This is a genomic window from Pseudomonas massiliensis, from assembly GCF_000826105.1.
In the GTDB taxonomy this organism is placed as follows: domain Bacteria; phylum Pseudomonadota; class Gammaproteobacteria; order Pseudomonadales; family Pseudomonadaceae; genus Aquipseudomonas; species Aquipseudomonas massiliensis.
In genome coordinates this window covers 524,226-546,336 of sequence record NZ_CCYK01000005.1, presented here as the reverse complement: position 1 = coordinate 546,336, position 22,111 = coordinate 524,226, and the positions used below count along the sequence as shown (strand labels likewise).

Annotated in this window: 26 protein-coding genes; 12 read left to right on the top strand and 14 right to left on the bottom strand. The window is 61.1% G+C overall.

The window, feature by feature from the left end; all coding sequences use genetic code 11:
- Positions 1-2 precede the first annotated feature (2 nt).
- From BN1188_RS06000 to BN1188_RS05985, 4 genes are all read left to right on the top strand, one after another.
- A complete protein-coding gene (locus BN1188_RS06000) occupies positions 3-713 on the top strand; it encodes a PA5502 family lipoprotein (RefSeq protein ID WP_040260476.1) in 711 nt (236 codons plus the stop codon).
- Between the two features lie 211 nt (positions 714-924).
- A complete protein-coding gene (locus BN1188_RS05995) occupies positions 925-1,932 on the top strand; it encodes a methionine ABC transporter ATP-binding protein (RefSeq protein WP_040260475.1) in 1,008 nt (335 codons plus the stop codon).
- The gene (locus BN1188_RS05990; RefSeq protein ID WP_040260474.1) at positions 1,932-2,594 is read left to right on the top strand and encodes a methionine ABC transporter permease; all 663 of its coding nucleotides are present in this window, start codon (positions 1,932-1,934) and stop codon (positions 2,592-2,594) included. The genes BN1188_RS05995 and BN1188_RS05990 overlap by 1 nt, the downstream gene beginning before the upstream one ends.
- 36 nt (positions 2,595-2,630) lie before the next feature.
- The gene (locus tag BN1188_RS05985) at positions 2,631-3,404 is read left to right on the top strand and encodes a MetQ/NlpA family ABC transporter substrate-binding protein (protein ID WP_040260473.1); all 774 of its coding nucleotides are present in this window, start codon (positions 2,631-2,633) and stop codon (positions 3,402-3,404) included.
- Between the two features lies 1 nt (position 3,405).
- Here BN1188_RS05985 and BN1188_RS05980 read toward each other — a convergent pair whose 3' ends face one another.
- Positions 3,406-4,038, bottom strand: coding sequence for an SCO family protein (locus BN1188_RS05980; RefSeq protein ID WP_040260472.1), 633 nt, complete (start codon positions 4,036-4,038; stop codon positions 3,406-3,408).
- Positions 4,039-4,232: 194 nt separating this feature from the next.
- On the opposite strand from BN1188_RS05980, the gene BN1188_RS05975 reads away from it, so the two are divergent.
- The gene (locus tag BN1188_RS05975) at positions 4,233-4,877 is read left to right on the top strand and encodes a hypothetical protein (protein WP_040260471.1); all 645 of its coding nucleotides are present in this window, start codon (positions 4,233-4,235) and stop codon (positions 4,875-4,877) included.
- 9 nt (positions 4,878-4,886) lie between these two features.
- Here BN1188_RS05975 and BN1188_RS05970 read toward each other — a convergent pair whose 3' ends face one another.
- From BN1188_RS05970 to BN1188_RS05950, 5 genes are all read right to left on the bottom strand, one after another.
- Entirely contained in the window at positions 4,887-6,380 is a 1,494-nt protein-coding gene (locus BN1188_RS05970; protein WP_052469175.1) for a SulP family inorganic anion transporter, read from the bottom strand.
- A 310-nt stretch (positions 6,381-6,690) separates the two neighbouring features.
- Positions 6,691-7,407 carry a carbonic anhydrase gene (locus BN1188_RS05965; protein ID WP_040260469.1) on the bottom strand — a complete coding sequence of 239 codons (717 nt, stop codon included), beginning with the start codon at positions 7,405-7,407 and terminating at the stop codon, positions 6,691-6,693.
- A gap of 260 nt (positions 7,408-7,667) precedes the next feature.
- Entirely contained in the window at positions 7,668-8,726 is a 1,059-nt protein-coding gene (locus BN1188_RS05960; protein WP_040260468.1) for a PA0069 family radical SAM protein, read from the bottom strand.
- A gap of 71 nt (positions 8,727-8,797) precedes the next feature.
- Positions 8,798-10,144: a glucarate dehydratase gene (gudD, locus tag BN1188_RS05955; RefSeq protein WP_040260466.1), complete on the bottom strand. Its 1,347-nt coding sequence runs from the start codon at positions 10,142-10,144 to the stop codon at positions 8,798-8,800.
- Between the two features lie 28 nt (positions 10,145-10,172).
- Complete coding sequence (locus BN1188_RS05950) at positions 10,173-11,531, bottom strand: MFS transporter (RefSeq protein WP_052469167.1); 1,359 nt, start codon at positions 11,529-11,531, stop codon at positions 10,173-10,175.
- 254 nt (positions 11,532-11,785) lie between these two features.
- On the opposite strand from BN1188_RS05950, the gene BN1188_RS05945 reads away from it, so the two are divergent.
- A complete protein-coding gene (locus BN1188_RS05945) occupies positions 11,786-12,496 on the top strand; it encodes a FadR/GntR family transcriptional regulator (protein WP_040260465.1) in 711 nt (236 codons plus the stop codon).
- A gap of 64 nt (positions 12,497-12,560) precedes the next feature.
- Here BN1188_RS05945 and BN1188_RS05940 read toward each other — a convergent pair whose 3' ends face one another.
- Positions 12,561-12,827, bottom strand: coding sequence for a YheV family putative zinc ribbon protein (locus BN1188_RS05940; RefSeq protein WP_187375315.1), 267 nt, complete (start codon positions 12,825-12,827; stop codon positions 12,561-12,563).
- Positions 12,827-14,917 (bottom strand): oligopeptidase A, encoded by a 2,091-nt coding sequence (prlC, locus tag BN1188_RS05935; protein ID WP_084596160.1) that lies wholly within the window; start codon positions 14,915-14,917, stop codon positions 12,827-12,829. The genes BN1188_RS05940 and prlC overlap by 1 nt, the downstream gene beginning before the upstream one ends.
- A gap of 63 nt (positions 14,918-14,980) precedes the next feature.
- Here prlC and BN1188_RS05930 point away from each other — a divergent pair, with 63 nt between their 5' ends.
- Together BN1188_RS05930 and BN1188_RS05925 are read left to right on the top strand one after the other, a co-directional pair.
- Positions 14,981-15,541: a gamma carbonic anhydrase family protein gene (locus BN1188_RS05930; RefSeq protein WP_040260576.1), complete on the top strand. Its 561-nt coding sequence runs from the start codon at positions 14,981-14,983 to the stop codon at positions 15,539-15,541.
- Positions 15,541-16,197, top strand: coding sequence for an HAD family hydrolase (locus BN1188_RS05925; protein ID WP_040260461.1), 657 nt, complete (start codon positions 15,541-15,543; stop codon positions 16,195-16,197). The genes BN1188_RS05930 and BN1188_RS05925 overlap by 1 nt, the downstream gene beginning before the upstream one ends.
- Here BN1188_RS05925 and BN1188_RS05920 read toward each other — a convergent pair.
- Positions 16,165-17,259 carry an aminopeptidase gene (locus BN1188_RS05920; RefSeq protein WP_040260460.1) on the bottom strand — a complete coding sequence of 365 codons (1,095 nt, stop codon included), beginning with the start codon at positions 17,257-17,259 and terminating at the stop codon, positions 16,165-16,167. The genes BN1188_RS05925 and BN1188_RS05920 overlap by 33 nt on opposite strands.
- Positions 17,260-17,332: 73 nt before the next feature.
- On the opposite strand from BN1188_RS05920, the gene BN1188_RS05915 reads away from it, so the two are divergent.
- Together BN1188_RS05915 and BN1188_RS05910 are read left to right on the top strand one after the other, a co-directional pair.
- On the top strand, positions 17,333-17,746 hold the full coding sequence (locus tag BN1188_RS05915) for a PA0061/PA0062 family lipoprotein (RefSeq protein ID WP_040260459.1): 414 nt from the start codon (positions 17,333-17,335) through the stop codon (positions 17,744-17,746).
- A 47-nt stretch (positions 17,747-17,793) separates the two neighbouring features.
- On the top strand, positions 17,794-18,207 hold the full coding sequence (locus tag BN1188_RS05910; RefSeq protein ID WP_040260458.1) for a PA0061/PA0062 family lipoprotein: 414 nt from the start codon (positions 17,794-17,796) through the stop codon (positions 18,205-18,207).
- A 17-nt stretch (positions 18,208-18,224) separates the two neighbouring features.
- Here BN1188_RS05910 and BN1188_RS05905 read toward each other — a convergent pair whose 3' ends face one another.
- A complete protein-coding gene (locus tag BN1188_RS05905) occupies positions 18,225-18,452 on the bottom strand; it encodes a DUF1161 domain-containing protein (protein WP_232430905.1) in 228 nt (75 codons plus the stop codon).
- Positions 18,453-18,480: 28 nt separating this feature from the next.
- Positions 18,481-18,906 carry an OsmC family protein gene (locus BN1188_RS05900; protein ID WP_040260457.1) on the bottom strand — a complete coding sequence of 142 codons (426 nt, stop codon included), beginning with the start codon at positions 18,904-18,906 and terminating at the stop codon, positions 18,481-18,483.
- 149 nt (positions 18,907-19,055) lie between these two features.
- Here BN1188_RS05900 and BN1188_RS05895 point away from each other — a divergent pair, with 149 nt between their 5' ends.
- Positions 19,056-20,057, top strand: a complete 1,002-nt coding sequence (locus BN1188_RS05895) for an LLM class flavin-dependent oxidoreductase (protein WP_040260455.1) — start codon at positions 19,056-19,058, stop codon at positions 20,055-20,057.
- Between the two features lie 61 nt (positions 20,058-20,118).
- Here BN1188_RS05895 and BN1188_RS05890 read toward each other — a convergent pair whose 3' ends face one another.
- Both BN1188_RS05890 and BN1188_RS05885 read right to left on the bottom strand, forming a co-directional pair.
- The gene (locus BN1188_RS05890) at positions 20,119-20,340 is read right to left on the bottom strand and encodes a DUF1161 domain-containing protein (protein ID WP_040260454.1); all 222 of its coding nucleotides are present in this window, start codon (positions 20,338-20,340) and stop codon (positions 20,119-20,121) included.
- An 83-nt stretch (positions 20,341-20,423) separates the two neighbouring features.
- Entirely contained in the window at positions 20,424-20,639 is a 216-nt protein-coding gene (locus BN1188_RS05885) for a dodecin (RefSeq protein WP_040260574.1), read from the bottom strand.
- 154 nt (positions 20,640-20,793) lie between these two features.
- On the opposite strand from BN1188_RS05885, the gene BN1188_RS05880 reads away from it, so the two are divergent.
- Positions 20,794-21,120: an ElaB/YgaM/YqjD family protein gene (locus tag BN1188_RS05880; RefSeq protein ID WP_040260451.1), complete on the top strand. Its 327-nt coding sequence runs from the start codon at positions 20,794-20,796 to the stop codon at positions 21,118-21,120.
- Here the strand turns inward: BN1188_RS05880 and BN1188_RS05875 are convergent.
- Entirely contained in the window at positions 21,093-22,061 is a 969-nt protein-coding gene (locus tag BN1188_RS05875) for a LysR family transcriptional regulator (RefSeq protein ID WP_187375314.1), read from the bottom strand. The genes BN1188_RS05880 and BN1188_RS05875 overlap by 28 nt on opposite strands.
- Between the last annotated feature and the right edge of the window lie 50 nt (positions 22,062-22,111).

The window sequence follows — 22,111 nt, the reverse complement described above, 5'->3', positions numbered from 1 at the left end:
CAATGAAGCTTTTGACGTCTCGTTGTCTGCTGATCGTAGCCTGTTCCCTGGTGCTTGCCGGTTGTCAGAGCGCGCCACCCGTGCCTGCGCCGCCGCCGCCGCCCTCGGCCCTGGAAGTGCTGCGACAGAGCATTGACAGCAATGAACTGGCCACGGCCGAGGATCAACTTGCAACCCTGCAAGCGCAAACCCCGGACGATTCCCAACTGGAGACCGCTCAGCGCCAGCTCGCCGAGGCTTATCTCAAGCGCAGCCAGATCGTATTGCAGAAGGGGGACGTGAACGCGGCCGCGACCGCGCTGGCTCGTGCCCGCGCCCTGATGCCTCAGGCGCCTGCGCTCACTGGTGGCGTCAATGGCGCTATCGCCCAGGCCCGCAAGGCTGAACTGGAAAAGGCCGAAGCGGCGCTCAAGGCCGCTGAAGCCAAGCCGATCGCACGGTTGATCGACCCTACCGCCAACAGTACGCCAGTAATCCTGGCAACCCAGGATCAACGTCAGCTGTGGGCCCAACTGGACGACCTCACCAGCGACATTGTCAATTACCAGTGCGATGTCGTGGTACAGGCGCCTCGTCAGGCCGATATTCCGTGGCTTGAAGCCCTATTGCGCAAGCGCGTCACGCGCCGCGCGCCCGGGCTGGAATGGAAGCTCGCTCATCGTATCGAGCGCAAGCAACCGGCGATCGTTATCCTGAGCCCCGCCAAGCCCTGAGCGCGATTTTCCAGGGCGGGCCTACGGCGCTACCGCCCTGGATAATGGCTTCGCTGCGCCAGGCCTTCCTCCGATCAATCTCTAGCCGCGACAGTACGCCTCGGCGCGTCCTCGAAAGAAATTCTCAAGCCGAGCCGCGCTCAGGTTAAAATGCGCGGTTTTGGCTAACCGCCCCAATGCGCCCACCCGGCGCGCGGCACGCAGGTGACCCGTGATCGAGTTTCAAGACGTCCACAAGACCTACCGGGTAGCCGGCCGGGACATTCCCGCGCTGCATCCTACCCGGCTCGTCATCCCTTCCGGCCAGGTCTTCGGCCTCATTGGCCACTCCGGCGCCGGCAAAAGCACGCTGTTGCGCCTGATCAACCGCCTGGAGCAACCCAGCGGCGGCGCCATCTTCATCGACGGTGAGGATGTAACCGCCTATGGCGCCGATCGCCTGCGCCAGTTGCGCCAGCAGGTCGGCATGATCTTCCAGCATTTCAACCTGCTGGCCTCCAAGACCGTGGCCGACAATGTGGCCCTGCCCCTGCGCCTGGCCGGGGAGTTGTCCACCAAGGATATCGATACCCGCGTCCAGGGTCTGCTGGCGCGGGTCGGCTTGAGCGAGCACGCCCGCAAGTATCCCGCGCAGTTGTCCGGCGGGCAGAAGCAACGGGTGGGTATCGCCCGCGCACTGGCGACCCAGCCGAAGATCCTGCTGTGCGACGAAGCCACCAGCGCGCTCGACCCTCAAACCACGGCGTCGGTGCTGCGCTTGCTGGCCGAGATCAACCGCGAGCTGAATCTGACCATTGTATTGATCACCCATGAGATGGACGTGATCCGCCGGGTATGCGACCAGGTAGCGGTGATGGATGCCGGGCGAATCGTGGAGCAGGGGCCTGTGGCGGATGTGTTCCTGCACCCCACGCATCCCACCACAAAGCGTTTCGTGCAGGAAGACGAGCACGTGGATGAAAGCGAACAGCGCGACGACTTCGCCCATGTGCCCGGGCGCATCCTGCGCCTGACCTTCCAAGGTGAAGCCACCTATGCCCCCCTGCTGGGAACCGTGGCCCGCGAAACCGGGGTGGACTACAGCATCCTGGCCGGGCGCATCGACCGTATCAAGGATACCCCGTATGGCCAGCTCACCCTGGCCGTGACCGGCGGGGACCTGGAGGCGGCCTTCGCCCGCTTCGCTGAAGCCGACGTTCATATGGAGGTACTGCGCTGATGGATTTCTTCGCCAATGTGGACTGGACCGAAATCTGGCTGGCTACGGTCGATACCCTTTTGATGCTGGGCGGCTCGCTGCTGTTTACCGTCATTCTGGGCCTGCCATTGGGCGTGCTGCTCTTCCTCTGCGGGCCCCGGCAGCTTTTCGAGGAGCGTCGGGTCTATGCCTTGCTATCGTTCCTGGTGAACGTACTGCGCTCGCTGCCGTTCATCATCCTGCTGATCGTCATGATCCCTTTCACCGTGCTGATCACCGGCACCTCGCTTGGCGTAGCCGGGGCCATCCCACCCCTGGTGGTAGGGGCTACGCCATTCTTCGCGCGGCTGGTGGAAACTGCCCTGCGCGAAGTGGATCGAGGCATCATCGAGGCAACCCAGGCCATGGGCGCCACTACCCGCCAGATCATCCTCAATGCGTTGCTGCCTGAAGCCCGGCCGGGGATTTTCGCGGCCATTACCGTAACGGCGATCACCCTGGTGTCCTATACCGCGATGGCGGGCGTAGTGGGGGCCGGCGGCTTGGGCGACCTGGCCATCCGCTTCGGTTACCAGCGCTTCCAGACGGATGTGATGATAGTCACTGTCATCCTGCTTTTGGTGCTGGTGCAGATCCTTCAAAGCATCGGCGATCGTCTGGTCGTTCATTTTTCCCGTAAATAAGCGTGGCCGCCGATTGCGGCCCGCAGGAGCCTTTCCATGAAAAAATTGCTTGCGGCCTTCGCCGCCGTGTTCTCGCTTGCCGCCCAGGCCAATGAAACCCTGACCGTGGCTGCCACGGCCGTGCCTCACGCCGAAATCCTTGAGTTCGTCAAACCCGTCCTGGCCGCCGAAGGGGTAGACCTCAACATCAAGGTCTTCACCGATTATGTGCAGCCCAACGTCCAGGTCGCCGAGAAGCGTTTGGACGCCAACTTCTTTCAGCACCAGCCGTATCTGAACGAGTTCAACAATGGCAAGGGCACTGATCTGCTCGCCGTCACCGGCGTTCACCTGGAGCCCCTGGGCGCCTACTCGAGCAAGTACAAGACCCTGGCCGAGTTGCCTGGCGGTGCCAACGTGGTCATTCCCAACGATGCCACCAACGGGGGGCGGGCCCTGTTGCTGCTGCAGAACGCCGGCCTGATCAAACTGCAGAATCCGCGGGATATCCTCGCGACCCCCAAGGACATTATCGAGAATCCGAAGGATCTGAAGATCCGCGAACTGGAAGCCGCCACGCTGCCACGCGTGCTGACTCAGGTGGACCTGGCCCTGATCAATACCAATTATGCCCTCGAGGCCAAGCTGGATCCGGCCCATGATGCCCTGGTCATCGAAGGCAATGATTCGCCCTATGTAAACATTCTGGTGGCCCGCCCGGACAACAAGGACAGCCCGGCCATGCAGAAGCTGGCCACGGCGCTGCACAGCCCTGAGTTAAAGCAGTTCATCCTGGATAAATACAAGGGCGCGGTTTTGCCCGCCTTCTGAACTAACTTCCCTCGACCAGCTGCGGCAGCCGCCGCAGCAATTGGGACGAATCGAAAGGCGCGCGGATGAAACCGCGTAGCCGACCGTCAGGGCCAATCACCGCCAGGTTGCCGCTGTGCTGTACGGTGTAGTTGGGCTTGCTCGTGTCTGCGGGGAGGTAGGGGATGCTCAGGCCCGAGGACAACTGCATCAGAACATCCTCAGGCGCAGTCAAGCCCACGAATTCTGGATCGAAATAGCTCAGGTAGTTCTTGAGCTGCTCTGGCGTATCCCGATGGGGGTCGACACTGACTAAATACACCCGCAGCCGCCCCGTAATTTCAGGCGAGAGCTTCCGCTTGATCTCCCGCAGTTGCGCCAATGTGGTGGGGCAGATATCCGGGCAGAAGGTATAGCCGAAGAACAGCAGGCTCCAGGTGCCCTTGAGCTGATCCATGGCGACCGCCTGGCCGTCCTGGTTCGTCATGGAGACGGTCGGCACGGCGCGGCCCTGAGGCAGAAGGATGATCCCGGCCTCGACCAGCTCGGTACGCTCATCAGGGCCTTCCTGGCTGAGCATCCGCTCAACCGCCCAACCTGCACCCAGGGCAGCTACAGTAATGACAGCAGCGGCCGTTTTTTCCAGACGAGTCATGTTCAGCTCCCGAAGCACAAGCCGCTACGCTAAGAGGCTGGAGGGCGAGGTGCAACCTCGCGCGAGCAATTAAGTGCTGGCCATATGACATAACCTAAAGAAATAACCAGGCTATGGTTATGACAATTTCATCTTATTCTGCGCTGGGCCGCGACTATCGTAGGGGCTTTGCGTCATGTTTAGCTGGAGACACCATGAATACCGCCGCCATACGCGAGTTGATCGACCGCGCCCATGCACATGAACAGCGAACCGGGCAATTGGCCCGGCACCTGGAGGAGCACCGTTCGAACTTGCATCATTCGATCACCTTCGCTGAAGCGCCCATGAGCGACGACGCCTTGCTCCCGCGCTTCGTTGACGCATACATCCAGCAGGTGCCGGACCTTATCGATGCGGCGGCCCAGGTGGCCATAGACGCTGGCATAGCCGCGCAGATCCATCCTGTACTCAATATCGCCACGGAATACTTCCTGCAGCCGCCCGCTATCCTGAACGGCCATGACGGCATGGACGGCCTGCTGGATGAAGCTTACCTGGCCCATCGCTTGGTGGAAGAGGTCAACGACCTCTATATTCGTCACTTTTCCCAGCCGCTGATTCCGGTAGACACCACAGTGGCGAACCTGATCGCCCACAATCTGATCGGCGAGCCCTTCGCCAATCAACTGGACGAGGTGGTACATCACTCCATGGACCAGTTGCTCGATGACGAAGCCTTCGAGCAGGACACTGTCCAGGCCTACAAGGACAGGCTCACCAGCCCCGAGACGGGCGCGGCCTGGAAACGCTGGCCGTGCCTGTCCCGTCAACTGGGCGTGGGGCTGGATATCGCCTGAGCGCCAGCCTTATCCGCTCGCGCTCAGGCCGGTGGTTGTGCGCAGGCGACCCTCGACCCTGCGCTTGAGCCCACGGGTCTCGATGGTCAGGCGCGAGCCGCTGGCCTGATTGGCGCGGCCCCAATCTTCCAGTAGCTCCAGACATGAGTGGTCGATGTAACTCAAGCCGCCAAGGGGCACGTGCACATGGCTACCGGGGGGAATGCTGGCCAGAGCCTTGGTCAGTGCCGGCACCTTCAGGAAGGTGGCCGCGCCCGTCAGGCGCAGCTCCAGCTGACCTTCGCTCAAGGGTATCAGGGCGATCTTCAGGCGAGAGGCCTTCAGCGCCAACTTGAGCAGGGTCAGGGCGAAGCCCAGCAACACGCCGGTCAGCAAGTCAGTGAACACAATGGCCAGCGCTGTAGCGGCATAGGTGAACATCGGCATACGGCCATAACGACCCAGCCCACGGAAGGCTTTGAAATCCACCAGTTTCACACCCGTGAACACCAGCACACCGGCCAGACTCGCCACTGGAATGCTCTGCAACACTGTCGAGAGCAAAAGCACGAAGGCGAGCAGCCATAGGCCATGGAAAATGGCCGAGGCACGGGTTTGCGCCCCAGCCTGGACATTGGCCGAGCTGCGTACGATCACCCCGGTCATGGGCAAGGCACCCAGCACACCGCAGAGCATGTTGCCCACGCCCTGGGCGGACAGCTCGCGGTCGAAATCCGAGCGCGGACCACTGTGCATGCGATCTACCGCGGCGGCGGACAACAGCGTTTCGGCGCTGGCGATGAACGCCAGAGCCACGGCCGCGATCAGTACGGCGGGATCAGCCAGCGCCATCAAATCAGTAGGGGTGAGCCAGTCGATGGCCTCGGCAAGGTTTTCAGGTACCTGCACCCGCTTGACCTGAAGGGGTAGCAGCAGACTGATCACCGTAGCGGCGGTAACCCCTAGCAAGGCGCCTGGAATGAAACGCAACCGCGCCGGACGCAGCTTCTCCCATGCCCACATGATGGCGATGGTCAACAAGCCCAGGAGGCCGGCTTGCCAGCCTAATCCTCCGCCCAAGGTAGGCAGGGCGTCACCCACCGCGCCTGGAAACTGCAGCAGGTTGGCCATTCCCGAAGGCTGAGGCGCCTGGTCCAGCATGACGTGGATCTGCGAAAGCACGATCAATATGCCGATACCCGCCAACATTCCATACACCACGGCAGGCGCGGTGACCCGGAACCAGCACCCGAGCTTGAAGCGTCCGGCCAGCAACTGTAGCCCACCGGCCAGTACCAGGATCGGGCCCAACATTCCCAGCCCATGCTGGCGAACCAGCTCGAATACCAATACCGCCAACCCGGCGGCAGGCCCGCTGACCTGAAGGGGCGAGCCTGCCAGGAAGCCGACGACCAAACCGCCCACGATGCCAGTGATCAACCCTTTGGCCGGCGGCACGCCGGAGGCAATGGCGATGCCCATGCACAACGGCAGCGCTACCAGAAATACCACTACCGAAGCCATCAGCTCGCGCGGCAAAGCCGCTTTTATTTGCGTAATAGTCACGTTGCTCTCCTGAACTTACTTCAGGCCGTGGCCGGACCGTTATGAACAGGCACGTCGGATGCAGGACCGCGAAACGGGCGAATGCGACACGCAGCCGCTTCGCCAGCTTCATCTAATTCCTGCAGGAAGTACCCGTTTTTGATTGTTCTTATTAACAACGGAAGCGGCCAGAACTTCATCGAAGATGGCGTTCAACCCTGGCCTGTAATCACTGACCCATTAGGCATCGCCCATCGAGGGGCGGCGGCGGTCTACGTGTGCTGCATTCCTAGAAGCGTCCCTTGGGCGTCGCGCTAGGGGTATCAGGGCTGTCCAGCGGCAGGAAACAGTCCTGCTCGGCATCGTAGGCTTTGATTTCGCTGGTTTCGATGTTGTACACCCAGCCGTGGATGAACAACTGACCGCTGGCGATGCGCGCGGCCACCGAGGGGTGGGTACGCAGGTGGCGAAGCTGAGCGATAACGTTTTCCTCGGTAAGCACCGCCATGGTCTCGGCCTCCGAACCACAATTGCAGTTCTCGTGCACCACGGTTTTCGCCGCCTCGGCATGGCGCAGCCAGGCGGCTACGGTCGGCATCTTTTCCAGGCTGTCCGGGTTCAGCACGGCCCGCATCGCGCCGCAATCGGAATGGCCGCAGATGATCACATGCTGGACTCCAAGCGCCATCACCGCATATTCAAGCGCGGTGGACACGCCCCCGTTCATCTGGCCATAGGGAGGGACCACGTTGCCGACGTTACGGGTCACGAACAGATCACCCGGGGAGCTATTGGTGATCAGCTCGGGCACGATCCGCGAATCCGCGCAAGTGATGAACATGGCACGCGGCCGCTGTGCCGTGGCCAGCTTCTTGAAAAGCGCCTGCTGTTCCGGAAACACCTCTTGGTGGAAATGGCGGAAGCCGTTGACGATACGTTGCAGCGACTGCTCAGCGCTTTCGTCGACAGTGGCCGGGTCGGGGAGGGGTTGATCCATCGAATCCATGCTTGATCCTCTTGACGGTAAGACTTGCCCCACAAGGGGTGAAGAAAAATCCTACACTGAAAGCTTTCACCCAGGTATTAAACAAAGTGTGACCGAATAAGACAATTCTCAAACTAATGTCTTGACCTTAATCAAAGCTTAAGTGCCATTACCCAGACATAAAGGACTTCCGGACTGATGGACTAATAGCTAAATAACATTAAATGCTGGCAGTCTGCTTACTGCTCTATATATGCAACAGCCAACTCCTGTTTTAAAGCTTAAAGCAGTGATAACTGCTGCCCCGGTGGGCTGAACGCATGGCAATCCAGGCCATCGCCCGCACGTGCTTGAAGGCCGGCCCGCTTGACAGCATGGGCGAAGCGCCTGGCAACCATCTGGGCGAAAACACCTTCTCCCTTCATGCGCTCACCGAAGCGTGAATCATAGAGTGCACCGCCCCGGCTTTGCCGAATCATGCTCAGAACATGGTTCGCCCGTTGCGGATAATGAACACGCAACCATGCCTCGAACAGCGGCGCTACCTCCAGCGGCAAGCGCAACAACACATAATGGGCACTGCTCGCCCCGGCCTTTGCGGCGGCGTGGATCATGGCTTCGAGCTCGTGATCGTTGATGGCCGGAATGACAGGCGCACAGATCACCCCTACGGGTATCTCTGCTTCAGCCAGCACCCGTACGGCTCGCAAACGTGCCCCAGGCGCTGCGGCCCGTGGTTCCAGGGTACGCTTGAGTTCGTTGTCCAGTGTCGTCAGGCTGATCATGACCCGTACCAGGCGCAGGCTGGCCAATTCCCGAAGGATGTCCAGGTCACGCAATATCATCGCGCCCTTGGTCGTGATGGTTACAGGGTGGCGATACCGCAGCAGAACCTCCAGCAGCTCCCGGGTTATGCGGTAGTCCTGTTCGATGGGCTGGTAAGGGTCGGTATTGGCGCCCAAGGCGATGGGCGCGCACCGGTAACCCGGTTTGCCCAAGGTTTCTTCCAGGCGTTGTGCAGCGTTGGTCTTGGCGATCAGGCGCGTTTCGAAATCCAGCCCCGGTGAGATGTCCCAATAGGCATGGGTAGGGCGGGCAAAACAGTAGATGCAACCGTGCTCACAGCCCCGGTAGGGGTTGATCGAGCGATCGAAGGGAATATCCGGTGAACTGTTACGAGCGATGATGGTTTTCGCCGCTTCGATACGGACCTCGGTGTGGACGCTGGCTGGCACTTCCTGGTGCCAGCCATCATCCTCCAGCACCGAGCATTGGCTGTGGAAACGATTGTCCGGATTGCTGTCCGCACCGCGGCCGCGCTGGGGAGCTCTGGGTAACATGGGAACAGGCTCTATACTGTATGGAAAACCAGTATAAACCTGCTCAGCCCTTTGCTACTGCCCCTTGTCGCCTAGCGCACCAGGCAAGGCCGCTTGTTATCGAAGCGCCAGTTCGGGATCAGGAACTGCATCGCTACCGCGTCGTCGCGAGCGCCGAGGCCCATTCCCTTGTACAGCTCATGGGCTTGGGCCACGGCGTCCATGTCGATTTCCACACCCAGGCCTGGCTTCTTCGGCACGGCGACATGGCCACTGATGATCTGCAGTGGCTCGCGGGTCAGACGCTGACCGTCCTGCCAGATCCAGTGCGTGTCGATGGCGGTGATCTCGCCCGGCGCAGCGGCTGCTACCTGGGTGAACATTGCCAGCGAGATATCGAAGTGGTTATTGGAGTGCGAGCCCCAGGTCAGCCCCCAATCGTTGCACATCTGCGCCACTCGAACGGAGCCTTGCAGGGTCCAGAAGTGCGGGTCCGCCAGCGGTATGTCCACGGCTTGGGACTGGATGGCATGGCCCATCTGCCGCCAATCCGTGGCAATCATATTGGTTGCGGTGGGCAGGCCGGTCGCACGGCGGAACTCAGCCATCACTTCACGGCCGGAGTAGCCGTCTTCCGCTCCGCAGGGATCTTCGGCATAGGCCAGCACATGATGCTGGTCTCGGCAGAGGCGTATGGCTTCCTTCAACGACCAGGCGCCGTTCGGGTCCAGGGTGATACGGGCTTGAGGGAAACGCTCGGCCAAGGCGGTGACCGCGTCGATTTCTTCCTCACCGCGCAATACGCCACCCTTGAGCTTGAAGTCATTGAAGCCATAACGGGCCTGGGCGGCTTCGGCCAGGCGGACCACCGCTTCCGGCGTCAGGGCCTTTTCGTTGCGCAGGCGGAACCAGTCGTCAGGGCCGTCTTCGCTACGGTAGCCGAGGGTGGTCTGCCCTCGATCGCCAATGTAGAACAGGTAACCCAGCATCTTCACCGCGTCGCGCTGCTGCCCCTCGCCCAGGAGCGCGGCCACTGGCACGTCGAGGAACTGGCCCAGCAGGTCGAGCAGGGCCGCTTCCATAGCGGTTACCGCATGGATAGTGATGCGCAGGTCGAAGGTCTGCAACCCACGGCCGGCGCTGTCCCGCGCCGCGAAGGCTTCGCGCATGCGATTGAGTATCTGCTGGTACTGGCCGATGGGCTGGCCGACCACCAGCGCGCGGGCGTCTTCCAGGGTTTCACGGATACGCTCGCCACCGGGCACTTCGCCAACGCCGATATGCCCGGCGTTGTCCTTGAGGATCACGATGTTACGGGTAAAGAAAGGCCCATGGGCGCCGCTGAGGTTGAGCAGCATGCTGTCATGCCCAGCCACTGGAATCACTTGCAGGTCGGTGACGATGGGGGCCTGGCCGGCCGCTCGGGAAAGATCGTTCATGGTCATGTCCTTGTCAGGTTCCGTAGTCTCAGTGAGGCTTGCCCAGGGCGGTACCCGCGCCTGGCTGGTTCAAGGGCGGCTGGGCGCCGGGGCGGGTCTTGGCGAAGAACACCAGTATGGCGGCCAGGATCGAGGTGCCGGCCAAGCCATACAGGCCACCGACGATGGAACCGGTCTGTTGTTCCAGGAAACCGAAGGTGGCTGGCGCGAAGAAGCCCCCCAGGTTACCGAGGGAGTTGATCAACGCGATGACCGCCGCAGCGATTCGCGCATCCAGGTAAGCCTGAGGGATCGGCCAGAACAGCGCGGAGGCGGATTTGAAGCCAATGGCGGCGAAGCATACCGCCACGAAGGCGAAGACAGGACCGCCCGTGGTGGACAGGAACATCCCCAACGCGGCGATGAGCAGGGCACAGGCAACCCAGGCCTGCTGGAAGCGCCATTTGCCAGAGGCGGCGGCAAAGGCATACATGGCAATGATCGAAATCAGCCAAGGAATCGAGTTGAACAGGCCCACCTGGAAGTCGCTCAGGTCACCCATTTTCTTGATGATGCTGGGCAGCCAGAAGGTCGCGGCATAGATGGTCAGCTGAATGCAGAAGTACAACAGGCAGAACAGCAGGATCTGTCCGTCCTTGAGTAACTGGCCCATGGTCGGTTTCACCGTGGCCAATGCCTCGCGCTCGCGTTGCTCCTGGTCGATGGCCTGTACAAGCGCATCCTGCTCATCTCGGCTGAGCCATTTGGCATCATGGGGCCGCGAATCGAGCCAGAACCAAACAATGAAACACAGGAACACTGACGCCAGTCCTTCGATCAGGAACATCCACTGCCAGCCGCGCAGGTTCAGGCCTTCGATGCTCAGCAATGCGCCAGACAAGGGCCCGGAAATCAACGAGGCGATGGCCGAGCCGCTAAGGAATATGGCGATGGCCTTGCCACGCTCGACACCGGGCAACCACCGGGTGAAGTAGTAGATCACGCCTGGAAAGAAGCCTGCTTCGGCGATGCCCAGCAAGAAGCGCAGGATGTAGAACTGGGTTTCGTTCTGCACGAAGGCCATCAGCGTGGCCACGATGCCCCAGGTGAACATGATGCGGGTAAGCCACAAACGGGCGCCTATGCGCTGGAGCAGGATATTGGACGGGACTTCGAACAAGGCATAGCCGATGAAGAACAGCCCGGCGCCTAGTCCGTAAGCCGCGGCACCGATACCCAGGTCGTGTTCAAGATGCGTGCGGACAAAGCCAATGTTCACCCGGTCAATGTAGTTGACGATGAACATGATGACGAACAGCGGAAGCACACGCTGCTTCACCTTCGCCACGGCACGAGCCAGCACTGTGTCGATTTCGCCGGAGCCGGCGACCACCTTCGGATTGCTCACATCGATACTCCCACTGTTATTTTTATGCGGGGTAGGGCGCGGTGCGCCTCAAACCGCGATCAGGGCCTGAACGACCCCTACGCTGATAGACATCATACAACTGGTTTCCCGACGCTACAATCCTCTCGCCCTTTACGTTGGGCCTATACGGTAAAAACGCCGATGAATCCTAATCTTGAAGGTGTGTTGTCATACAACAAACCCGTTCGGCTCGTGGATGTTAAGATGGCTATCTTCTACATCGGACTTGCGACATGCCCTCCCACAGCGAACAAGCCACTCGACGCCGCGCGCCCAACCTGGCACACGACCTGGTCAATGAGCTGACCCAGCGCATTCTTCGCGGCGATTACGCTATGGGGCAGAAATTGCCTTCAGAAACGGCCATCGTCGGCGAGCATGGCGTGAGTCGCACAGTGGTGCGTGAAGCCTTGTCCAAACTCCAGGCCGCCGGGCTGGTAGAGACTCGGCACGGTGTGGGTACCTTTGTGATGGAGCGGGTGCCCCAGGCTGGCATGCGCCTCAACGTCGCTACCCTGACCAACGTGCGTAGCGTGCTGGAGCTACGCATGGGCCTGGAAACCCAAGCGGCGGCCCTGGCGGCGCGGCGGCGCAGCGAAGCTCAACTGTCACAGATGCGCGAGGCGCTGGACGATTACCAACGCCTGCTGGCCAACAACGACAGTTGTGTGGAAGCTGATCGCCGGTTCCACTTGCTTATAGCTCAGGCCACCGGGAATGACTGCTTTGCGGAGATGCTCCTGCACTTGGGCGCCGCGCTCATTCCACGCACCCAGCTCAACCACCAGGAGCGCGGCGGCGAGGACTTCACGGTACTGGGGCGCATGGCCCAGGCTGAACATGAAGCCATCTATGCCGCCATTCGACGGCAAGATGCCGACGCCGCCCGGGCAGCCATGCTGCTGCACTTGAGCAACAGCATGGAGCGTTTTCACGCCGGCTGACTTCCGTGGTGGGGCGGTTTGGAGCCGATTTCGCCAGCTGACGCTGGCTCCCATCGGGCAGACGTCACTTCTTCAATTTGGGGTTGGGGAAGAATTGCACGGTCTGCACCTTCGGCTTGGGCTTGGCTTCGGCCTGGTTCACCCGGGTGCCCAGCTCACGAGGAATGGACTGGCCTTGGGCATTGAGGGTATCGGAATAGCCGCAGGCCACGCATTCACGATGAGGAACGTCGTCTTCGTTCCACATCATCAACTTGTCCATTTCACTACAGGCCGGGCAAACCGCCCCGGCGATGAACCGCTTCTTGGTCTTGCTCACCACAGCCTCCATCACGCCGCCTCGCCTTCCACCAGGCCGCTGTGACGCAGCAGCGCATCGATGGACGGCTCTCGGCCACGGAAATCCTTGAACAGTACCAGCGGCGCTTGGGAACCTCCCCGCGCCAGAATGGCTTCACGGAACGCCCGCCCCGTTTCGGGGTTGAGCACACCGTCTTCCTCGAAGCGGGAGAAGGCATCCGCCGAAAGTACCTCGGCCCACTTGTAGCTGTAATAGCCCGCGGCATAACCACCGGCAAAGATGTGCGAGAAACTGTTGGGAAAGCGGTTGTACGCCGGTGGCCGCATGACCGACACCTGATCGCGGATGCCTTCGAGCACCTCAAGCGGAGTGCGCCCGTCACCGTGGCTGACGTGCAGCTCGAAGTCGAACAGCGAGAACTCCAGTTGGCGCACCATCATCAGGCCGGACTGGAAGTTCTTCGCCGCCAGCATCTTGTCCAACAGGTCCTTGGGCAATGGTTCGCCAGTTTCGTAATGGCCAGACATCAATGCCAGGCCTTCGGGCTCCCAGCACCAGTTTTCCATGAACTGGCTCGGCAGCTCTACCGCATCCCAGGCCACGCCGTTGATGCCGGACACTCCCGCATGCTCGATGCGAGTGAGCAAGTGATGCAGGCCATGACCAAACTCATGGAAGAGGGTGGTCACCTCGTCGTGGGTCAACAGCGCTGGCTTGCCCGGTACCGCTGGGGTGAAATTGCAGACCAGGTTGGCGACCGGGCTTTGCAGGCGGCCATCGACGGTGCGCCGACGGTCCTTGGCACCGTCCATCCAGGCGCCGCCGCGCTTGTTGGCGCGCGCGTAGAGATCAAAGAAGAAGCGCCCTACATGCTGGCCGTTTTCCTTGATCTCGAACAGACGTACGTCCGGGTGCCAGCTATCGAAGCCGGACAGCTCCGCGATTTCGATACCGTAGAGCTTCTGCACGATGGCGAACAGCCCGTCGAGCACCTTGTCGATGGGGAAATAGGCACGCAGGGTTTCCTGGGAAACGCTATAGCGCTGCTCCCGAAGCTTTTCTCCATAGAAGCCACTGTCCCAGCTTTGCAGATCCGGGCAACCATGCTCGGCAGCAAAGGCCTTGAGCTGTTCTAGGTCCTGAGCGGCGAACGGCTTGCTGCGCTGGGCCAGATCACGCAGGAACCCAAGCACCTGGTCGCTGGACTCGGCCATCTTGGTGGCCAGGCTCAGTTCTGCATAGTTGCCGAAGCCCAGCAGCCTGGCCAGTTCCTGACGCAGGTCGAGGATTTCGTTCATCACCGGCCCGTTATCGAACTGGCCGGCATTGGGCCCCTGGTCGGAGGCGCGGGTCGAGTAGGCCCGGTAGACTTCCTCGCGCAGAGCGCGATCTTCGGCGTAGGTCATCACCGCATAGTAGCTTGGGAACTCCAGGGTAATCAGCCAGCCTTCCAGGTCCTTGGCCTGGGCGGCGGCCGCCATCTGCGCGCGTGCCGATTCCGGCAGGCCGGCCAAGGCCTGCTTGTCCGTTATCAGCTTGGTCCAGGCTTGGGTGGCATCGAGCAGTTGGTTGGAGAACTTGCTGCCTAGCTCGGAGAGCTTGCTCTGCACCTCGGCATAGCGCTGTTGCTGTTCAGCCGGCAGGTCGATGCCGGAAAGGCGGAAGTCTCGCAGCGAATGTTCCAGGATGGTCTTCTGAGCCACGTCGAATCCCTGGGCGGCGGGGCTTGCCGCCAGGGCCTGGAAGGTTTCGAACAGCTGGCGGTTCTGGCCCAGTTCGGTGGAGTAGGCGCTCAAGGCAGGCAGGCAAGCCTCGTAAGCTTGGCGCAGCTCAGGGCTGTTACACACTGCATTGAGGTGGCTGACCGGGCTCCAGGCCGCACCGAGGCGGTCGTTGAGCTCGTCCATGGCCAGTACCAGCCCTTCCCAGCTGGGCTCGCTGCCTTGGCGCTCGAGAATGGCGCTGACCTGGGCGCGGTTATCCGCGAGAATGCGCTCGATCGCCGGCTGAACGTGCTCGGGCAGAATCGCCGAAAAGGGCGGCAGATCGTAGGGCTGGAGCAGCGGATTGGTCTCGGTCACGGTCACATACCTTGGCTTGGAGAGGAAACACTGGTTCATCTTAATTACAATCAACGGTCACCGCAGCATCGGTGGCGCCTATTGTCGGTACAGAAGGAGACTATCGTGATTCGCACATTCGCCGGGCACAGCCCCGTGGTCGGGCCAAGAGCCTTTGTAGACGCCACTGCGGTAGTCATCGGCGATGTCCATATCGGCGAGGATAGCTCCGTCTGGCCTTTGACCGTCATCCGCGGCGATATGCACCGCATTCGTATCGGCCAGCGCACCAGCGTGCAGGATGGCAGCGTGCTGCACATCACCCATGCCGGACCCTTCAACGATAAGGGCTTCCCCTTGGTGGTCGGCAATGATGTCACCATTGGCCACAAGGTGATCCTGCACGGCTGCACCCTGGGCGACCGCATCCTGGTCGGCATGGGTAGCACGGTGATGGATGGCGCTGTTGTCGAAGACGATGTGATCATAGGTGCCGGCAGCCTGGTGCCGCCCGGCAAGGTCCTGCAAAGCGGCTTTCTGTACGTGGGTAGCCCGGTGAAACAGGTGCGGCCGCTGACCGAGAAGGAGCGCAGCTTCTTCACCTATACCGCTGGCAACTACGTCAAGCTCAAGGACCAGCACCTGGCCGAAGGCTTCGATCGATACCAGCCAGAGGCCCGTTGATGCGCTATCACAATGTGCTATTCGACCTGGACGGCACCCTCACCGATCCGCGCGTGGGCATTACCCGCTCCATCCAATATGCACTGGCCAAGCTCGGCATCGACGAGCCCGACCTGCGCAAGCTGGAGCATTTCATCGGCCCGCCGTTGCTGGAAGCCTTCATGCAGTTCTATGGGTTCGACGAGGCACGCGCTTGGGAAGCAGTAAATTTCTATCGCGAGCGATTCAAGGTCACTGGTCTGTATGAGAACGAGATGTTCGAAGGCGTCATTGAACTCCTCGATCTGCTACGCGCCCAGGAACGTACCCTCTTCGTAGCGACCTCCAAGCCCTGGGCCTTTGCCCGGGAGATCGCCCGGCACTTTGGCTTCGACCAGCATTTCAAGCTGATCTACGGTAGCGAACTGGATGGCACCCGTACCGATAAGGTCCAACTGATCGCCCACTTGCTCGAAGTCGAAGGGCTGGACCCTAGCGATACCCTGATGATCGGTGATCGCAAGCACGACCTGATCGGGGCGCGTCGCAACGGCCTTGCCGCTGTCGCGGTCGGCTACGGCTTCGGCAGCGTAGAGGAGCTGGAAGCCGAAGCGCCTGAATTCCATTTCCATACCCTTGCGGACCTACACCGAGCCTTCAGCGAGCAACGCCTGTAGCGCTCGCTGCCGCGCTTCAGCGGATTGTCCGGCGAGGCTGCGAACCGCTTCATGAAAGGCTCGCCAGTTTTGCCCGGCGCGCTCGTAGAGCCGGGCAAAGGCTGGAACGTACTGGTCGTACAGACCGAACGGGAGCAGCTTGGCATTGTTGATAGGGCCTTGCACCCAAGAGTCGTAGGGCCCCTTTCCTTGCCATATGCTGTCCCGCAACTGCCGATAGTCTCGGCGAAACTGTTCGATCAAGGCGGCTTTCCGGGCCCGCATCACCATGGGCGCCATGGGCTGGGCGTAGAGCGCGCCGAGGTGGTCGCGCAACCCAAGCACCAACTGTACGAAGGCAGCCTGCTTCGCTTCCGGAGCCTGCTCAAGCGGGGGCAGGCTACGCGCGCGGCGCCATTGACGGGTGCCTTCTTGCTCGACGAAGGTGGCGTAGGACTCGTTGAAGGCAGTATCACCTGGCGCATAAATCAGCTGATGCGCCAGCTCATGAAAGATCAGGCTGGCGAGGCGTTCGCTGTCCCAGCCCACCATGGAGCTGAGGATCGGGTCGTCGAACCATCCCAGCGTGGAATAAGCCTCGACCCCACCGAGGTATACATCCAGGCCTTGCAAGCGCATCAGCGCCGCCGCGCCACGGGCCCGTCCTTGCTGGTAATAGCCACGGTAGGCCACGCAGCCAGCGATGGGAAAACAGTGTTGCACCGGCTCAAGGGAAAATTCGGGCGTCGCAAACAGATTCCACACTACGTAGGGCCGGTGAATGTCGGCATACAGACGATAGCTACGGTTGTCTGGCAGGCCAAGCTGTTCACTGGCGAAGGTCCGTGCCTGCTGGGCGTCGACCAGTCGGGCACGCAAGGTCGGTGCCGTGCGGGGATCGGCGATTGTCTGTGCGACCGGTTCACGCGCGCGAAGCAAGGCGAACTGGCCACGTGCCAGCTGCTGGTAGTAGTCCAGGGTAGAGCAACCGCCGAGCAGAAAACACCCTGCCATGGGAACCAACAGCCTGGAAAGACGGTCGAGAGGGCCGTGGCGCGAACGCCAGAAAATAAATCCGAACATGCGTCAGGTCGCCTTGAAGTGGCCTTACAGGGCCTGGTCCGAGGTCCTTATCATGCCTGCTGGAGCACCTTTCATGCGTACAATCCTGTTGCTTGCCGCCTTATTCAGCCTCGGTGGCTGCATGGGCTTGCCTAAACCGGACCCCAACCAGGCATGGGTAGACCTCCACATGCCCAAGGACGATAGCCTGCATGCGCAGACGGTCGATGCCCAAGCCTTGGAAGATCCTCGCTACTTCGAGGTTCAGCCTGGTAGCCATGAGCTCACGGTGCGCTATCAATTTACCGTCACTCCCGACAACATTGGTCCCCAGGCCGAGCCGCTGCAACGCGACTGCCAGTTGAACATCAAATATCAAGGCTTCAATGCCGGTGAGCGCTATCGCCTCGAAGTCGGCAGCCTGGGCTTTACACCCTGGGCCAAGCTCTATGATGAGCAGAGCCGACTGGTCGGACGCGCGCAACCAGCGGGCTGCCAGCGCGCATGAGTTCACCTGGCGGCGTATGCTGACAGGGCCCAATCGAGACCTGACCTATGCGCCGCAACCTTCCGTTCGTTCTTTTCGCCTTGCTTGGCGCCTGTAGCAACACGCCAGTGCCCACACCGGATCCAGCCCAGGCCTGGGTCGAGATGTTCACCCGTACCGGGAAGATGGTGATGGCCGAGCGCCTGGATGGGCAGCGCCTGGAAGATGGCCGCTTCTTTCAGGTGCGCCCTGGCGCTCATGAACTTCGGGTTCGCTTCGATTATGAGGTGACCACCGCCTCGCTGCCCATGGGGCAACCCTCGGAGCGTATCTGCTACGTTGACCTGCGTTACGATAACTTCAAGGCCGGCCAGCGCTATCGCCTGGAAGCGCGTAACCTCGGCCTGCAGACCTTCGCTTTCCTGTATGACGCCCAAGGTGCCACCCTGGCGACCGAGCGGCAAGTCAACTGCCTGTTCTAGTCAGGGAAGGATGTCGATCAGGTATCGTTCTTCTGGTAGATGATCTTGCGAGTGCCGTACTCGCAGCTACCTACGATCATGCTCGGGTCGGTGGCTTCGGCGGCGGGTACAATTTCCAGTGTGTAGGCGACCACGCCTTGTGCCTGGATCTTGGCTTCGATCTCGGCTTTGAGTTCGGCACAATCCCTCGGTGCTGCGGCTATCGGAACGCTGACGGCCAAGGCAAGTGCCCCGGCCATCACCATGCCCGTGCCTGTTAAGGCACGCATGCGCTTAGACCAGCGTGGCGTCGAGGGTGATCTCGGCGCCCTTGAGTACCTTGGATACCGGGCAGCCGGCCTTGGCCTTGGCAGCCAGCGCCTGAAACTGCTCATCGCTGGCGCCGGGAACGCTCGCCTTGAGAATCAAATGAACCTTGGTGATGGCAAAGCCGTCATCTTGCTTATCCAGGGTGACTTGAGCGGTGGTGTCGATGCGCTCGGCTGTCAGGTTCGCCTCGCCCAGAATCATTGACAGGGCCATGGAGAAACAACCGGCATGGGCCGCACCGATCAGCTCTTCAGGGTTAGTGCCAGGGCCGTTTTCGAAGCGGGCCTTGAAACCATAGGGAGCGCTTTTAAGCACGCCGGTTTCAGTAGAGATTTCACCCTGGCCGTCCTTCAGGCTGCCTTTCCATACCGCTGATGCTGTCTTGATCATCGCTCGCTTCCTCAAGTAGTGGGTAACGTCTCGTTGTGAGAGGCCAGGCCGCCAGCGCAAGTTCAGCACAGATTTGCGAAAGCGTTACAAAGAGTTCAATGTGTCCCCCACAGGAAAACGGCGCGGGGGTGTCTGTTTCTGGAGTAGTTATGAAAGCCTTGAGTGACATCAAATATTCCGCGCTGGACCTGGTGCCGGTTCGTCAGGAAACCGGGCCCGCCCAGGCCCTGCGCAATTCCCTTGACCTGGCCCAGCACCTGGAGCGCTTTGGCTATAACCGGTTCTGGGTAGCCGAACATCACAACATGGATGGGATCGCCAGTTCGGCCACCTCCGTGCTGCTGGGCTACCTGGCCGGGGGTACCTCGACCATCCGGGTAGGCTCCGGTGGTGTCATGCTGCCAAACCATGCGCCGCTGGTCATCGCCGAGCAATTCGGTACGCTGGAAAGCCTGTACCCAGGGCGCATCGATCTAGGCCTTGGACGCGCGCCAGGCTCCGATCAGATGACGGCACGAGCCCTGCGCCGTGAGCGAAGCGGCAGTGCCGATGATTTCCCACAGGATGTCGAAGAGTTGCTGGGGTACCTGGGTGAACGCACCCCTGACCAACGTGTGATCGCCGTACCAGGCACCGGTACTGGAGTACCGGTATGGCTGCTGGGGTCAAGCCTGTTCAGTGCTCAGCTCGCGGGCATGCGGGGCCTGCCTTATGCCTTCGCCTCGCATTTCGCCCCGCGCCTGATGCATGAAGCCATTCGCATCTATCGCGACCACTTCACGCCCTCTGCCTATCTCGACAAACCTTACGTCATGCTGGGCATTCCCCTGGTGGCAGCGGACAGCGACGAACGTGCCGACTACCTGGCCACTTCAGTGTACCAGCGCATTCTCAACCTTATTCGCGGCCAGAGCCTGATGCTGCAACCTCCAGTGGAGAGCATGCACGGCCTGTGGTTGCCTCATGAGAAAGACGCCGTGGGCAGTTTCCTGGGCATGGCGATGATTGGGAGCCCGGTGAAGATCCGCGCCAAGCTGGAAGTACTGTTACAGCAAACCCAGGCCGATGAGCTCATCTTCACCTGCGATCTCTACGAGCACGCCGATCGGCTGCGCTCATACGAGCTGCTGGCGCAATTGATGAAAGGCTAGAGCGCTTGCCAGAACGCCCTGCCAGCCAGGCGGCTCGCCTGGCCCCAGGGCGTTGAAGCGGCTACCGCTTGTAGACGATTTCCTTGGTACCACCTTCGCACGTCCCGACCACCTTGCCGTCGGCCGCACTGCCCTTGTCTACTACCTCCAGGGTGTAGCTGGCTGCGCCCTTTGCCTTGATCTTCGCGTCGATTTCGCTTTTGAGTTCATCGCAGGGCTTGCCCGCGGCCAGAGCGCTGCCCGCCAGCCCCATGAGGAGCGTTGCCAACATCAATCGTTTCATCGTTCAGGTTCCTTTGAGTCGATTCAAACCAGTCAGGCGCCGGGGCGGCCCAGTGCTCGATGCAGGTGGCTTCCAGGTGCCACTCAGCTATTGGTGATACGGAAGCCTACCTTCAATGTGACCTGGAAGTGCCCGACCTGGCCGTTTTCTATGTGGCCGCGGGTTTCGGTCACTTCGAACCACTCCAGGTTCTGAATGGTCTTGGCCGCTTCGGCGATGGCATTCTTGATCGCATCATCGATGCTGACGGTGGAAGAACCTACCAGGTCCACTTTCTTGTACGTGTGATGGTCGCTCATATGCAGCTCCTCGGTCAGTGGCAGTACCATCGGCAATGCTGATGGCTCCGTTTACATCTGTGCGCAGAGCAGGGTCAAAAGTTCAGAGTCGCCGCACTTTTACGAAGCGGCGCAGTCGGACCTAAACACCGCAACCATCCGCCAGGAGTGAACCATGGCCAATACCTCGCTGCGTAAAGCCTCGCTGCAAAGCATGGAAGCTGAAATCGAAAGCCTGCTGCGCTCTTTGGAAAGCCTTAAGGGCGATGCTTCGGAAGAATCGCGCAAGACCTTGAAAGCACTGAAGGCGAACGCTGAAACCGCGCTCAAGCATTCGCGCAGCCTGCTGGCCGACGTCTATGAAGACGTCAAGGTGAAAACCCGTGAAACCAGCCTGGCCACCAAGGAATACGCTCAGGAACATCCGCTGACCACTGCTGGCATCGCCATCGGTGCCGTCGGCCTGCTCGCCGCCTACCTGCTCTGCAAGCGCTCCCACTGATCCGCTTGCCGCGCCAGCTCCTGGCGTAGCCACTCGGCCAAGCGCTCGGCCCGGGAGCCGGCGCGCCTGCGTGGCACCCACAGCATCAGGCTGGCTGTCGTCTGGCTGAACCCCCAAGGGGCGACCAACCGCCCCGCCTGAAGGTCGTCCGCTACCAGGGCGTGGGGTGCGATCGCCACACCCAAGCCAGCCACCGCAGCTTCGAGCAGATAGTACAAGTGCTCGAAGCGCTGGCTGAACTTCAGCCCTGCACTATCCAGGTCATGGGCCCGTGCCCAGGCCGGCCAGGCCTGTGGCCGCGAATCGGTCTGCAGCAAGGTTTCCCCGAAGACCGCCGTGGGCGGCGCTCCGAGCAGGGCGGCGCAGCCTCGGTAGTGGGGGCTGACCACTGGCCCTACGCGCTCCGCCAATAGCTCATGTACCTGTACCTCGGCCGGCCAGGGCGGCTGGGCATACACCAGCAAGGCATCCAGGCTCGGGCTTTGAGGGTCGAGATCGCCTTCCCCGGCCGATAAATGCAAACGCAGGTCGGGCAAGTCCGCGTTCAAGCGCCCCAGGCGCGGAATGAACCAGCGGGCCAACAAACTTCCCGAACACCCCAACACAAAGGGGGCGTCGGCCTGATCGGCAGCCAGCTCGGCGCAGGCGGTACGCAGGCTGTCGAATGCCTGACTGCATGCGTCGCGCAAGCGTAGCCCGGCGTCGGTCAGCCTGAGGCCGCGCCCTTCCTTGCTGAACAAGGCTACCCCTAGCTCAGCTTCCAGCAATTTCAGCTGACGGCTGATGGCGCCATGGGTGACATTCAAGTGCCGCGCCGCCTGGGTCAGGCTACCCAGGCGAGCAGTGGCCTCGAACGCGCGCAGACCATTGAGCGAGGGCAGGTGGCGGGTCATGATCTGTGAGATTTCCTTACAGGTTGCTGCAATCTTATCGGTTTTCAGCAGCGCCTGTCGCGGCTACAGTCTAGGCATCTGTCCTCGCTTCGGAAAAG

What these genes read in the sequence shown, in the direction of transcription:
- prlC (WP_084596160.1), bottom strand. Translation starts at nt 14,917, where the DNA reads ATGAACCAGTGTTTCCTCTCCAAGCCAAGGTATGTGACCGTGACCGAG.
- BN1188_RS05925 (WP_040260461.1), top strand. Translation starts at nt 15,541, where the DNA reads ATGCGCTATCACAATGTGCTATTCGACCTGGACGGCACCCTCACCGAT.
- BN1188_RS05910 (WP_040260458.1), top strand. Translation starts at nt 17,794, where the DNA reads ATGCGCCGCAACCTTCCGTTCGTTCTTTTCGCCTTGCTTGGCGCCTGT.
- BN1188_RS05915 (WP_040260459.1), top strand. Translation starts at nt 17,333, where the DNA reads ATGCGTACAATCCTGTTGCTTGCCGCCTTATTCAGCCTCGGTGGCTGC.
- BN1188_RS05885 (WP_040260574.1), bottom strand. Translation starts at nt 20,639, where the DNA reads ATGAGCGACCATCACACGTACAAGAAAGTGGACCTGGTAGGTTCTTCC.
- BN1188_RS05960 (WP_040260468.1), bottom strand. Translation starts at nt 8,726, where the DNA reads ATGTTACCCAGAGCTCCCCAGCGCGGCCGCGGTGCGGACAGCAATCCG.
- BN1188_RS05965 (WP_040260469.1), bottom strand. Translation starts at nt 7,407, where the DNA reads ATGGATTCGATGGATCAACCCCTCCCCGACCCGGCCACTGTCGACGAA.
- BN1188_RS05980 (WP_040260472.1), bottom strand. Translation starts at nt 4,038, where the DNA reads ATGACTCGTCTGGAAAAAACGGCCGCTGCTGTCATTACTGTAGCTGCC.
- BN1188_RS05900 (WP_040260457.1), bottom strand. Translation starts at nt 18,906, where the DNA reads ATGATCAAGACAGCATCAGCGGTATGGAAAGGCAGCCTGAAGGACGGC.
- gudD (WP_040260466.1), bottom strand. Translation starts at nt 10,144, where the DNA reads ATGAACGATCTTTCCCGAGCGGCCGGCCAGGCCCCCATCGTCACCGAC.
- BN1188_RS05895 (WP_040260455.1), top strand. Translation starts at nt 19,056, where the DNA reads ATGAAAGCCTTGAGTGACATCAAATATTCCGCGCTGGACCTGGTGCCG.
- BN1188_RS05940 (WP_187375315.1), bottom strand. Translation starts at nt 12,827, where the DNA reads ATGGAGGCTGTGGTGAGCAAGACCAAGAAGCGGTTCATCGCCGGGGCG.
- BN1188_RS05905 (WP_232430905.1), bottom strand. Translation starts at nt 18,452, where the DNA reads ATGGTGATGGCCGGGGCACTTGCCTTGGCCGTCAGCGTTCCGATAGCC.
- BN1188_RS05970 (WP_052469175.1), bottom strand. Translation starts at nt 6,380, where the DNA reads ATGGCTTCGGTAGTGGTATTTCTGGTAGCGCTGCCGTTGTGCATGGGC.
- BN1188_RS05880 (WP_040260451.1), top strand. Translation starts at nt 20,794, where the DNA reads ATGGCCAATACCTCGCTGCGTAAAGCCTCGCTGCAAAGCATGGAAGCT.
- BN1188_RS05945 (WP_040260465.1), top strand. Translation starts at nt 11,786, where the DNA reads ATGCCCTCCCACAGCGAACAAGCCACTCGACGCCGCGCGCCCAACCTG.
- BN1188_RS05920 (WP_040260460.1), bottom strand. Translation starts at nt 17,259, where the DNA reads ATGTTCGGATTTATTTTCTGGCGTTCGCGCCACGGCCCTCTCGACCGT.
- BN1188_RS05975 (WP_040260471.1), top strand. Translation starts at nt 4,233, where the DNA reads ATGAATACCGCCGCCATACGCGAGTTGATCGACCGCGCCCATGCACAT.
- BN1188_RS06000 (WP_040260476.1), top strand. Translation starts at nt 3, where the DNA reads ATGAAGCTTTTGACGTCTCGTTGTCTGCTGATCGTAGCCTGTTCCCTG.
- BN1188_RS05990 (WP_040260474.1), top strand. Translation starts at nt 1,932, where the DNA reads ATGGATTTCTTCGCCAATGTGGACTGGACCGAAATCTGGCTGGCTACG.
- BN1188_RS05890 (WP_040260454.1), bottom strand. Translation starts at nt 20,340, where the DNA reads ATGAAACGATTGATGTTGGCAACGCTCCTCATGGGGCTGGCGGGCAGC.
- BN1188_RS05985 (WP_040260473.1), top strand. Translation starts at nt 2,631, where the DNA reads ATGAAAAAATTGCTTGCGGCCTTCGCCGCCGTGTTCTCGCTTGCCGCC.